The sequence below is a fragment of the Thermanaerothrix sp. genome (assembly GCF_056331585.1).
This window is the reverse complement of the sequence record NZ_JBWGPQ010000025.1, coordinates 1-12449: the sequence shown is the minus strand read 5'-3', so window position 1 is coordinate 12449 and position 12449 is coordinate 1. Positions and strand designations below refer to the sequence as shown.

Below are 12449 nucleotides of genomic sequence, written 5' to 3'. Positions count from 1 at the left end.
ACCCTAACCTGATGCCGAGAAAAGGGGCAAACTTGTGATAAAATCGGCTCAACTGAGCGCCTGCTCGCGGGGGTGCGTTTTGCGGTGCCGTTAAAAAGTTAACGCGTGTGGGTTGAAATCCCTAGTTTTTGGGAGCAACACATGGAACGATTATGGTCCCCATGGCGTAGCCAGTACATTGAGCAAAATAACCGCAGTCAAGGCTGTGTCTTCTGTGAGGCCGTGCAACAACCCGATAGTGATCAAAACCTGATCATTGCGCGCGGCCGTTTTGCCTTTGTCATTCTGAATCGTTTTCCTTATACCAGTGGTCATCTGATGGTGGTGCCTTACCAGCACGTATCTTCCTTGGAAGCATTGGACGCACCAACACGCACGGAGATCTTTGAGTTAATTACCGCCAGTGTGCAGGTCATCCGTGAGGTCTATCGGCCAGAAGGGTTTAACATCGGGGCCAATATCGGGACAGCAGCCGGTGCCGGTATCGCTGACCATGTGCATTTCCACGTGGTACCGCGCTGGGCTGGCGATACCAACTTCATGTCCACGCTGGCCGGAACACGCGTCCTGCCAGAAGCCCTAGAAGACACTTATCGCCGCTTGCGCGAGGGCTGGGAACGCCTCTTCTCCCCTGCCACCCCACGCGAGCAGAGCGGTTAGTCGTTATCCTCGTCGTCGTGTTCTACTTCGGTTTTTTGTTCGGACGGTTCGGGACTCCTGGCCTCGAACTCAGTCGGTTTGGGGGTCTTGCTCGGGCGCAAGGTGCGTGTGGGTTCCGGCGTCTTGCCTCCCCCCTTATCTTCCGGTTCCGCGGTTATCTCTAAACGCGCCGTGGGGAGAGGCTGTTCGGTGTGTTTCGATAAACCGGGAGGAACGATAGGCCGGGATTCCGGCGTATTTTCACGATGCGAGGGCAAGGGCAAAACGCGTGGGAGATCGCGGCGCAATTCCGGCCACGGCGTAGCCGAAACATCAAGGGTAGCAAGCGCGCCATCCCCGCCCTGCCCCCACACGACCAGCGCCAGGTATTGATCCGTCGCCAGGCGCACTACCGTCGCCGAGACGGACTGTCCAATCCTCAACCCACCACGGCGCTGCGTAGCCGGGCTAAGCCAAAGGGTCAGCCTATCTAGGCGTAGATACTCAGAGGTCATCTCCCGCAGAGTACCGCGCACGGTGAGCAGTTGGAGTTCGAGACGCTGGGCTTTAACCCCCAATGAAGGTTCGGTTTCTCCCCTCACACTCACATAAGCGCCCTCTAAGGAGCGGGCCAGCGCTTCTTGATCGGGGGAAAGCAGTAACGGGATTTGGTTAACTTCCCACACCCCCATTGGGCCGCGAGAGAGGAAGCCAGCAAACGTCACCGCCTGCCGCCGCCCCTGCTTAATGAGCGCCTGCACCTCCGCAGCCCGCTTTTGATCCAGGGTTTCGGCCAAGGACAACCGTGCCCCCGGCTCGGTAGTAAAGTTATACTGCACGGCCTCAACCGCTCGCTTTACGGGATAGAGGGGTTGCCCCGGGAGCGCCTGGGCCGACGCCAGCGTGGTGATCACCAGGCTCATGAGCAACACCAGGATAACCGCAAGGCTTCCCCAGGCCCAGCCCAAGCGTGGTAAGCGGGCGATGGGAGAAACCGGCGTAGCGCGCAGATGCTTTGCCCTATCCAGGAAACGCGCCCGGCTGCGTGCCCGCGCCGCTGAGGGAACCCACAGAGTATCGGCCATGGCTCGTCCGCTCTGCGCCGCCCGTAAAAGAGGAGCTAAGTCCCTAGCCTGTTCGGGATAACGGGCAAGGATCGCCTCGATCGGTTGGCCCTGCTCCAGGGCTTGCAGGCAGACCTCAACCAGTTCGGGGGTTATTTCGTCCCGTCGCATCATTCCCCCTCCCGTTCTAGCCATCGCCGTAAGGCCATCAGAGCACGGAATTGGAGCACCTTTACCGCATTGACACTCTTACCCATCAGTGCGGCGGTCTCTTCCAGAGAACACTCCTGAGAGAAGCGCAGGGTTAGCACATGCTGCTGTTCCGGGGTCAGATGACGCATCGCCCGCTGCACGGCTTCTAAACGCTGTTGGGCTTCCAGGGCTTGTTCGGGGTGAACCTGAGGGTCAGGATGACCACCATCTAACCCCTGCACCGCATGACGATAATGCTGGCGAAGACAATCCATCACCAGATGATGCGCCGTGGTAAAACACCAGGCCCGCAAATTCTCCCCGCGCACCCGTCTGGCACGTAACGCCTCCAACAAACGCAGGAAGACCTCGGCAGTTAGGTCTTCGCTTAGCGGGCCATGTCCCAGACGATAGGCAATGTAACGATAAATAGCCGGATACAACGCATCGTGCAAAGTGGCTAGAGCATCCGCATCCAGAACACGCGCACGGGATATTAAATCGCTGAAATCATCCATCCCGGCCAGCGCCAAAAGGGATCGCTTCCTCCTCCCCCAGTATACCCTATCTTGCGCCGAAAAGAATGGCCCCCGCCTGGGGCCTTGACCGCGTCGGGGCAAGAACCAAGAAGAACCATATCCAGACAGGAGCCATCCCATTGTATTCATCTAATGCCTTTTAGTCATTGTCCTCATGATCGCCATCATCACTTTTACCCCCACGATTTTTACTCTCAGAATTGTCGCGGTCACGATCATCATGGGATTTTTTGGGCTGCGGTGTGCTGAGCGACGAATCCGACTCGTGATCAGCACCACTGCCCGGCGTGGCGCGAAAGTCCAAGCGCCCACTCCCATTTTCCTTAGCTTTAATCCGGGTCGCGAGATAGGTGCCATCCGCTTGCACCAGCGCTTTCACTTCCACCTGGCTGCCCACACTGGGGTTGCCCTGGAGTTTGGTGTTGGTATCCACGTTCACCATAACGCCACTGATCACCCAGGTTGAGCCGTTGACGCTTTCAACGGTACCGTAAAACTTGAAGTTACGGGCTTGGGGAGCTCCGGCCGTGGGGAAAGAGCGGATTTTCTCAATCTCATGCGCGAGATAGCCGCCCTCGGTTTGAGCGGCATGGACCTTAACCAGGTCGCCTAGTTGAGGGTTGCCCTTGAGTTCGGTTTTGGGGGTCACCTGTACGGTCTGATCACCGACCACCCACGCTCCCTCCGTCATTTGATTGAGCACCCCAAACCATTCGACCTCATTATTTTCTTCGGACTCACCTGGGGTCGGCTGGGGTGAGGGCTGCGCCTCATTATCCTCTAGGCTGATCTTATAGGCCATCAGGTTACCCTCACTGACCACACCCTCCACCTCTACTAGGCTGCCCTCTACGATACCGGCTTCAATTTGGGTTTCCGAAGTGACCTGGATGGTTTCACCCGAAACAACCCAGGTGGTTTCGCCAATGCTCTCTACCACGCCATAAAACTTGAATTCGCTCTCATCCGGCGTTTTTTCCAACCGCGTTACTTCCAGCGCATAGCGGCTACCATCTGGCAACAACACCGCTTTAACGACCACCGCGTCACCGGTCTGCAATCCCTCCGGCAACGCCGTTTGCCCATCAATACGAAAAGTCAATCCCTCCACAACCAGGGAATCCGAACCTACACTATCTACGGCTCCCTTGAAGGACACCACGCCTAATGTCGGTATTTGGGTCAGAGTAGCCCCCGGTTCTGTCGTTGAGGTACTGTCACTCAGTGTTTGAAGTGCACTAAACGCGGCGCTGGCATCTAACGTCGTACAACCAGCCAGCATGAGCAAGAGCAAACCACTTACCATCACCAGTAGCATTCGCCAGGGAATCTTTTTCATTCTGTCTTCCTCCTAACAAGGTAGGGATAAAGGGTATTCTCATAAGAATAGTCGCTTATGGACGGCAAAAGTTACGGGCGAAAAAGTTTGCGCGGCAAAAATTTGCCGCGCAATTATTAGGTGGGGGATGGAGGGGTGGATCGGGGGAAGTGGGCGGTATAGGACTCGAACCTACGACCTCCGCGATGTCAACGCGACGCTCTAACCAACTGAGCTAACCGCCCAAGTGCTTTATTATTATACTCGGACGCAGGCAAAAAAACAATATTTTGGCATCGTCTTATCCCTCTGGAACCCACCCTCGAGAAAGTGAAGGGATCTTCTCGTAATAAAATAAGATTATGCGTTCGCGATCCTTCTCCAACGTTGTCATCACCTTGTCGTTTCTACTTCTCTCCCTGGTCGGTGCGGGCGGCTTGCTTTATGCCATGCGTTGGGGGCCATGGGTGTATAGCGATTCGGTGGCCTATATCCTCTCCGCCTACAATTGGATTGCAGGACGAGGGTTGGGCATTTTTAACCCCAGCGGCGAATTCGACCCTATGATGCCTCCCGGTTACCCCTGGTTGATCGGAGCATTCCTGGCATTTAACCTTAACCCCTTGCATGCTATCACCGTGGTGAACAGCCTGTGTTTTGCCCTGGGTCTGTTTTTACTCGGGTGGGGCACTTGGCGCTTTTCAGGTTCCCAACTATGGGGATGGACAACCGCGACGCTGGTTCTTCTGGCACCGTGGGTGATCTCAAACTTTGACGGCGCCATGAGTGAACCCCCTTACATGGCGCTGACGTTGCTCAATCTCTTTCTCCTGGCCCACTACACTCGCTCACCGCGGCTGGGGGTGGGAATCGCAGCCGCATTATTTGCAGCCGGGGCCGGGCTCATGCGCACCATCGGGCTGGTCAATTTAGTCATAGGTGTTCTGGTCATCCTGGTTGTCCATCGCCGATCCCAACGAGAAGGTCTCATCCGTGCTTCAGGATATACCATAATGGCCGGCGTGTTGCCTTTAGTCTGGCTCCTTCGAGAAACGTTGCCCAACCGGCCCTTCGTTTGGGATTCTTCACTTCTCACCCAAGCCAATACGTTTCGCCAGGAAGTAACACGATTATCGCTTCAGTGGGTGCCGATCTTCAAGATGTTACCGGCATCTTGGCTCAAATCGCTGGCTTTGGTAACTATGGGGTTGTTGGCAGGCTGGGGAGCAGGATGGGCTTGGAAGCAAACCCGGCGAGAGGGGAAACCCCAGCCGGAACTCGCGGGCGGATTGACCTGGTGGGCCATCATAACGCTCTATGCTCTGGGCTACCTGTTGTTCTTGGGGTTTTCTTATTTATTTTCGTCCCTGACGCCGGATATTGATACTCGCCTGTTGATGCCGTTCTTTATTGCCCTGGCCGTCGTTATCCCCGGTGGCTTCTTTTTGGCCTTGCGAGCGCGCTCTGTCGCACCTCATTGGGAAGGGCTGCTGGCTGTACTCATCTTTCTCTCAACCTTGACTTATTACCTGCCCACCACGTTTTCTTATTTGAATCAACGCCACACCACAGGTAGTGGCTATAGCGGCTTGCGCTGGCGCGAATCCGAAACACTGCGCGCGGCGCAAGATCTTCCGGCGAACCTGCCGTTAGTGTCTAACCAACCTATCGCCATACTTTTCTACACCCAGCGTTTTCCCTACGAGATAACTCGTCTGGCACAGCCGGACCAGGCAGTGCTAGAGCAACCTTTTGGCAATGGCGCGAGCGAGGACGAACTCGTTTTTCGCACCCGCTGCGCTGCACTGATCTTGTTTGAACCGGAGTTTAATCAACAAATGCAAGCCATCTTCGGCGATCAAACCGCCCGCTATCAAACCATTTTTACCGCTGGCCTGCGCCTTTACCATCGCCTAGATGACGGCGTTATTTACTTCTATCCTACCTGCTCCACGCCTTAAAGGCATACCAAAACCTCAAGCAAGGTTTGACGAAACTGCCGAGTCTATTGGTGAGCGGGGTGGCTACGGCTATAATTGAGATGTAGGAAAGGAGCATGTAATGCGACGAGGGTGGCTCATCCTCCTGTTATGGTTTATCGGTTGGTCGCTGTTGGGATCACCGCTGGTGCCATCAGTACAGGCACAAAGCTCCAGCGGGCAACCCCAGGTGTTGCTCTTAACGGCTGAGGGACCACTGACACCGGTGCTGGTGAGCTACATCGAACGGGGGATAGATGCTGCTCAGCGCGAAGGCGCCGAGATGCTGATTCTGCAACTCAATACGCCGGGCGGAAGTATTGATCTCATGAATCGGATCATCCAGATCATCCGCGGGAGTCCGGTGCCGGTTATTGTTTACGTCGCGCCACGAGGGGCCATGGCCGGCAGTGCCGGTACCCTGATCACCTTGGCCGGGCACGCCAGTGCTATGGCACCGGAAACAGCCATTGGTGCCGCCAGCCCGGTCGGGGCCCAGGGTGAGGAATTGGGAGAAACCTTAGCCACCAAGGAAAAGGAGATTCTCCGTGCCACCGCTCGTTCCCTGGCCGAACGCCGCCCCGCCGAGGCGATTGCGCTGGCCGAAGATACCATTGAAAAAGCACGCGCCGTCTCAGCCTCTGAGGCTTTAGAAGTAGGATTGGTGGATTTCATCGCTTCCGATGTCAACGATTTATTGCGCCAACTGAACGGTTATACGGTGACCGTACTGGACACGCCCCGCACCCTGCACACCCAGAACGCCGTGGTTCGTTCGTTCAACCTGACTCCGGTAGAGCAAGCCTTGCAATTACTCACCAATCCCAACATTGTGTTTCTTCTGCTGACCATTGGTGTGCAAGCCATCCTGATCGAACTTTCCAACCCCGGTGGATGGGTGGCGGGGTTCATCGGTGCCGTATGCCTGGCGCTGGCAATCTACGGTTTAGGCCTGCTACCGGTTAACCTGTTCGGCTTAATCTTCATCATCATGGCGTTTGTCCTCTTCATTCTGGAAGTTAAAGTGGGCTTTTCTGGCGCGCTGACCATTGCCGGCGTGGCGTCGTTCATCGCAGGCGCGCTGATCCTGTTCAACTCGGTGCGCCTGCCCGGTTTTCCACGCATTTCCATCCCTTTGGTCATCGGCACGGCCATTGTAGTTGCTGTTTCCTTCCTGACGATCGTGGGTTTTGCCCTGCGCGCCTTACGCCTGCCACCGGGCATGGGCAAGGAAACATTGGTGGGCAAACAGGGCATCGTGCGCGAGCCCCTTGACCCGGTGGGCAGCATTCAATTAGAAGGCGAATTATGGACTGCCGAAGCCATTGATGAGAATACCCCTATCCCCGTTGGAGCGAGGGTCGAAGTCGTAGGGGTGGAAGGCTTGCGCCTGAAAGTGCGCCGGCTGCGTTAGGTCTTCACCCATGGAGAAAATTGGGGGCACTTCAACTTGCTTTTCCATTGATGAGGCCTATAATGAAAATTGAAAATTGCTGCACTGGTCATATCTCTGATCAGCACCACGACCGGCTCACAAGGCCACCCTGAGCCAAGAGGAGGAGTTGAGCATGGCGAAACTAATCTATGTGGAAGGTATTGGTGAGGCCTATGCGCGGAAACTAGAGGCCATTGGTATAGACACAACCGCCAAATTATACAAAGCGGGTTCTACCCCCAAAGGACGTAAGGAATTGGCCGAAAAATCAGGAATCTCGGAACACCTGATTCTAGAGTGGGTCAATCACCTAGATTTGTATCGAATCAAAGGTGTTGGTTCGGAATATGCTGATCTATTGGAAGAAGCCGGGATAAATACGGTACCCGAATTGGCCCAGCGCAATCCCGAAAACCTGTTTAACAAACTGATCGAGGTCAACAAAGAGAAAAAACTGGTGCGGCGCCTGCCCACGCTCTCTCAAGTCAAAAACTGGGTGGAGCAAGCCAAGCAACTGCCGCGAGTGATTGAGTACTAAGCCGCCGGGCCTTCCCTCCACCGCTTCGGATGCAGTGGGCTATGGTACACTCGGATTTTGGGGTTCAAGCCCGTTTACACGGATCCAAAAGAGCGTCTGGTTGTCCTGGCCGTGGGTACAGAAACCAGCCTGACCTTGCATGAGCAAGGATCAAGCAGCGCCACAATGACCCATCAGATTCCCCGTTGCTATCCCATTTTTTACACGCCCGACATCGAGGCTACTCATGAACGCTTAAGAACCATGGGAGTGGATGTGCAACCGATTTCCGGCAGAGAGGGAGAAACGCGCTGGTTTGCGTTTCAGGATAGTGAGGGTAATTACCTTGAAGTGTGCCATTACGAGATCACGGAATAAGCACTCCCAATGTTTTTCCCCTTTCTCTCCGATTTAGCCCGGCGGTGTCAAAGACAGGTCGCCAAAATATTGACGATTCACGCACTTCTTGCTATACTTTGAATTGCAACAGCATTGCGGGCGTGGTTCAGTTGGTAGAACGTCTCCTTGCCAAGGAGAAGGTCGTGGGTTCGAGTCCCATCGCCCGCTCTAGCCCCCGAAAAGGGGGCTTTTCGTTTCCTGCTTATCACAGGGAGGTGTACTATGCGCGTTTGGCAAGTCACCCAACCGGCTCCCATCGAAATCCATCCTTTGATAATCGCCGAAGTTCCCCAACCTCAACCTGGCCCGGGACAGGTGCTCTTGCAGGTGCGAGTCTGTGGCGTCTGTCATACCGATTTGCACATCGCTGAAGGAGATCTTATCCCGCCGACCTATCCGGTGGTGCCGGGGCATCAGGTCGTGGGAGAAATCGTCGCCATCGGGGAGGGAGTCTCTAACCTTACTAGTGGGCAGCGCGTTGGGGTTCCTTGGTTGCACCAGGCCTGTGGGGCCTGCGAATTTTGCCAGCGGGGGGAGGAAAACCTGTGCCCCTCGGCCCGTTTCACCGGACTGCACGTGCCAGGTGGCTTTGCCGAATACCTGCTGGCCGATGCTAATTTCGTGCTTCCTCTACCCGAGAACCTAAGCGACGTTGAAGCTGCTCCCTTACTGTGCGCCGGGATCATCGGCTATCGCTCGCTACGCAAAGCCGAGGTGAAACCGGGAGAACGTCTGGGGTTGTTCGGCTTTGGTGCCAGTGCCCACCTGGTTCTGCAGGTTGCCCGCTATTGGGGGTGTGACGTATACGTCTTTACCCGTTCTGAAGCTCACCGCCAACACGCTCTGGAATTAGGTGCAGCCTGGGCAGGAGGGGCCGAAGATACTCCCCCTCATCCCCTCGACCGTGCCATCACCTTTGCCCCGGTAGGCGAAATTATCCCTTTGGCATTGGCTAAATTGCGCCCCGGAGGTACTCTGGCCATCAATGCCGTGCACCTGACCCCAATTCCAAGCTTCGAATATCCTCTCATTTACGGTGAACGCACCCTGCGCAGTGTGGCTAATGCTACCCGCCAGGATGGCCGGGAATTCTTACACCTGGCGGCTCACATCCCCATCCGCCCCACCGTCACGTTGTATCCGTTCGATGCCTTGAACCAGGCACTCGCCGATCTGAAACACAGCCGCCTGAACGGCCAGGCCGTGCTGCACGTAGAATAGGGCCGTTAGTCCACGCTTTTGGGATGCCCATTCAGCCCCAATGGGCGCATGCCGTTGAAGGCCACCAACAGGGACACCCCCATGTCGGCCAGCACCGCTATCCACAGGGTAGCTTGGCCTAAAACCGCTAAGACAAGGAAGGCTAGTTTGGTCAGCAGGCTAAATGCCACATTTTGGCGCACCAGGCGGTGGGTGAGGTCGGCCAAGCGAAAAAGGAACGGTAACGGCTTGAGTGTGTCGTTCATGAGTACAACATCAGCCGTCTCCATCGCCTGGGCACTATGAACACCTCCGACGGCAATACCCACCTGCGCCGTTGCCAGGGCCGGCGTATCGTTCACTCCATCCCCAACCATCGCCACCGCACCAAAACGGCGTTGCAGATCACGGAGCACGTCCATCTTTTCTGTTGGCAGCAAGGGGGCATACAACTCATCCATCCCCAAGCCCTTGCCAATAGTTTGAGCAACCACACGCTGATCCCCGCTGAGTAGTGCCGTATGCCGCCCACGCTGCTGTAACCAGGCAATAGTTGCGCGGCTCTCGGGACGCGGGATATCCATAAAGGCCAGATAGCCCCGCACCATGCCCCCGTATTGGAGTAACACCGTGGTCTGCCCCTGTTCTTCCAGGGCATTGATCTCGCGGCAAAGGGCTTCAGGGTGAGGTTGGAACTCGTCGAACCAGCGATGGTTGCCCAAAATGGCTTCATGTCCGTTAAAGCGCGCTTTCATCCCCATGCCTGGCACCAATGCGACGGCATGAGGAGAAGGATAGCGAACCTCCAAACCACGTTCTACAACCGCCCGGGATACGGCACGCGCCAGCGGATGGTGGCTCTCACGCTCGATAGCATCAGCCAGAGCCAATAGATCATCACAGCGGGAGCAACGTTCACCCCCTTCGCAGTCTATGGCCCGCACAACCGTTAATTGCGGTTGCCCCAACGTCAACGTGCCCGTTTTGTCAAACGCCACGACCCGCACCTGATGCAGGGCCTCCAGGTGAACCCCACCTTTGATCAGGATACCCCGCCGTGCGGCTGCCGTAAGCGCGCTGAAATAAGTAATCGGGGTGCTCATCACCAGCGCACAGGGGCAGGCAATCACCAGCAACGCCAGACCGCGGTAAAGCCAACCCCGCCCCCCATCAGGGGGGTTAAGGAAAGGCTGTCCAAATGCCAGGGGAGGTACAATGGCAATCAGGACGGCTAAAATAGTCACGACGGGGGTATAGTAACGCGCGAAGCGATCTATAAAGCGTTGGAACGATGGGCGCTGCGCTTGCGCCGCCAGTACACCCTCCAAAATACGCTGCAAGGTGCTTTCACGCGCCGGACGAGTCACCTCAATTTCCAGGCTACCCTGGCCATTAATGCTGCCGGCAAACACCTCATCTCCGGGGTGTTTCTCCACCGGCTGGCTTTCACCGGTAAGCGGGGCTTGATTCACCTCACTGCTTCCCACCAACACCCTTCCATCCACCGGAATGCGCTCATCCGGACGGATGCGCAGGCGGTCACCTACCCGCACCTGCTCCACGGCTACCCGTTCCTCCCCCTCAGGCGTCAAGCGGGTGGCCTCTTCAGGCAACAAGGTACGCAGATTATCCAGGGAGCGTCGCGTGCGGTCGGTTGTGTAACCTTCCAACGCCTCGGCCAAAGCAAAAAGAACCACCAGCGTGGCTGCTTCGGTGATCTCGCCGATAGCAACCGCACCCAGGGCTGCCAGGGTCATGAGCGCATTGATGCCAAGTTCACGGCTATAGCGCCAACCATTCCACGCGTGCCGAGCCAAAGGCACGCCGGCCAAAAGCAGTGCCCCCACCTGGAAAAGCATTGCCAGGGAATCGATCGAGGGCCAAAGCATCAACAGTAAACCTATTCCCACCAGTAACGCACCGATCAAGGTCAGGCGAGTTTCGCGTTCTGCCCAGAGATAGACCAAAAAACTGGGGCGTTGAACCGGCCCCGATTGAGGTGAAGCGGTCAGGGACTGCAAACGATAGCCCAAGGACTGGACGCGTTTAATCACGGTCTGTTCGGGGATGGGTTCACCTTCTAAATGGAGCAAGCCGCTGGCAAAATCCAAATGAACCCGGCTCAAGCCAGGGACATCACGCAAGGCTTGTTCAATTTCGCGGGCACAATCGGCACAATCTAATCCCATTACTTGATAGCGCTGTTCAGGCATGAGTGCGTTCCTTGGTCTCAACTTGAGATTGGTTTTGGTGACGGATGTGTTCCAACCCACGTTCGAGCAGGTCACGGATATGTTCGTCATCCAAGGTGTAGAACACGGTGCGCCCCTCCTTGCGAAAACGCACCAGGTGCAGGGCGCGCAACAGACGCAGCTGATGCGAGACAGCGCTCTGACTCATCCCCAATACCGCCGCCAGGTCATGGACGCATAGTTCGGCCTCGGCCAGGGCTGCCAGCAAGCGGATGCGGCTGGGGTCACTGAGCGCAGCGAAGACCTCAGCCAAGCGGGTGGCAGTTAGACCATCCAACAAATGCGCCTGCACCTGCCATACCAATGATTCGTGAATCTGGTTATCTTCACAATGGGGCGAAGCACCGTTTTTACTCATAGACACCTTAATCATGAATATATGAACACATCTTCACATATTATATCCACAGGGAAGAAGTTGTCAAGCCACGTGGGCGAGAAATCAAAGGGATCTTTTTGGAAATAAGTGCGCTACAATAGAGGCAGGCGATGTTGTTCAGACATATTAACAGGGAGGGTTATGCTGGAGGCTGCGTTAACCTTCCAACTGGCTCAGGATGAGCAAATTGATGAATTCCTGGAACTGATGCGCCAAGAAGCCGCCGATTATGTACACCCCACACTGGAGAAATTGGGTTGGTCGTGGGAAGAGTTCACCCAACGAGTGCGCGGCACAGGTTGGGTGTTTTGTATCTACTACGCCGGGAAAAAAGTTGGGGCCTATTGGATCGAGGAACGGGAACGGGTGGTACATCTTCATGGCATCGTGATTGCGCCTTCATATCAAGGACAGGGCATCGGCACCCAGGTACTCCAACATCTGATAGAGCAATACCAAGGGCGTATGGATGCCATTGAGTTAGGTGTACACACATCCAACGTGCGGGCCAGGGCACTCTATGAGCGACTGGGGTT

At 56.0% G+C, this 12449-nt stretch carries 12 protein-coding genes and 2 tRNA genes; 8 read left to right on the top strand and 6 right to left on the bottom strand.

Translation table 11 applies throughout. The features are described from left to right. Positions 1–141 precede the first annotated feature (141 nt). Positions 142–660: an HIT family protein gene (locus tag AC01YT_RS09400; protein ID WP_476674864.1), complete on the top strand. Its 519-nt coding sequence runs from the start codon at positions 142–144 to the stop codon at positions 658–660. On the opposite strand, the gene AC01YT_RS09395 is transcribed toward AC01YT_RS09400, so the two are convergent. The 4 genes from AC01YT_RS09395 to AC01YT_RS09380 form a co-directional block, all read right to left on the bottom strand. Further along, positions 657–1877, bottom strand: coding sequence for a DUF5667 domain-containing protein (locus AC01YT_RS09395; RefSeq protein ID WP_476674862.1), 1221 nt, complete (start codon positions 1875–1877; stop codon positions 657–659). The genes AC01YT_RS09400 and AC01YT_RS09395 overlap by 4 nt on opposite strands. After that, positions 1874–2428, bottom strand: coding sequence for a sigma-70 family RNA polymerase sigma factor (locus AC01YT_RS09390; protein WP_476674860.1), 555 nt, complete (start codon positions 2426–2428; stop codon positions 1874–1876). Before AC01YT_RS09390 ends, AC01YT_RS09395 begins: the two co-directional genes overlap by 4 nt. A 145-nt stretch (positions 2429–2573) precedes the next feature. Beyond that, a complete protein-coding gene (locus AC01YT_RS09385; RefSeq protein ID WP_476674858.1) occupies positions 2574–3773 on the bottom strand; it encodes a DUF5666 domain-containing protein in 1200 nt (399 codons plus the stop codon). 150 nt (positions 3774–3923) lie between these two features. Beyond that, positions 3924–3997: transfer RNA gene (locus tag AC01YT_RS09380), tRNA-Val, on the bottom strand. Positions 3998–4114: 117 nt separating this feature from the next. Here AC01YT_RS09380 and AC01YT_RS09375 point away from each other — a divergent pair. The 6 genes from AC01YT_RS09375 to AC01YT_RS09350 all read left to right on the top strand — a co-directional run bounded on the left by AC01YT_RS09375 (position 4115) and on the right by AC01YT_RS09350 (position 9303). Then, on the top strand, positions 4115–5713 hold the full coding sequence (locus AC01YT_RS09375) for a hypothetical protein (protein WP_476674856.1): 1599 nt from the start codon (positions 4115–4117) through the stop codon (positions 5711–5713). Positions 5714–5813: 100 nt separating this feature from the next. Next, positions 5814–7145 carry an NfeD family protein gene (locus AC01YT_RS09370; RefSeq protein WP_476674854.1) on the top strand — a complete coding sequence of 444 codons (1332 nt, stop codon included), beginning with the start codon at positions 5814–5816 and terminating at the stop codon, positions 7143–7145. A 154-nt stretch (positions 7146–7299) separates the two neighbouring features. Continuing rightward, entirely contained in the window at positions 7300–7704 is a 405-nt protein-coding gene (locus tag AC01YT_RS09365) for a DUF4332 domain-containing protein (RefSeq protein WP_476674853.1), read from the top strand. Between the two features lie 54 nt (positions 7705–7758). After that, the gene (locus AC01YT_RS09360; RefSeq protein ID WP_476674903.1) at positions 7759–8061 is read left to right on the top strand and encodes a VOC family protein; all 303 of its coding nucleotides are present in this window, start codon (positions 7759–7761) and stop codon (positions 8059–8061) included. 116 nt (positions 8062–8177) lie between these two features. Next, positions 8178–8250: transfer RNA gene (locus AC01YT_RS09355), tRNA-Gly, on the top strand. Positions 8251–8304: 54 nt separating this feature from the next. Beyond that, a complete protein-coding gene (locus AC01YT_RS09350; protein WP_476674851.1) occupies positions 8305–9303 on the top strand; it encodes a zinc-dependent alcohol dehydrogenase family protein in 999 nt (332 codons plus the stop codon). Positions 9304–9308: 5 nt separating this feature from the next. Here the strand turns inward: AC01YT_RS09350 and AC01YT_RS09345 are convergent, their stop codons facing one another. Together AC01YT_RS09345 and AC01YT_RS09340 are read right to left on the bottom strand one after the other, a co-directional pair. Continuing rightward, positions 9309–11495, bottom strand: a complete 2187-nt coding sequence (locus AC01YT_RS09345) for a heavy metal translocating P-type ATPase (protein ID WP_476674849.1) — start codon at positions 11493–11495, stop codon at positions 9309–9311. Further along, positions 11488–11892, bottom strand: a complete 405-nt coding sequence (locus AC01YT_RS09340) for an ArsR/SmtB family transcription factor (RefSeq protein ID WP_476674847.1) — start codon at positions 11890–11892, stop codon at positions 11488–11490. Before AC01YT_RS09340 ends, AC01YT_RS09345 begins: the two co-directional genes overlap by 8 nt. Before the next feature lie 162 nt (positions 11893–12054). Here AC01YT_RS09340 and AC01YT_RS09335 point away from each other — a divergent pair. After that, on the top strand, positions 12055–12449 hold a 395-nt coding region (locus AC01YT_RS09335; protein ID WP_476674845.1), incomplete at its 3' end, for a GNAT family N-acetyltransferase.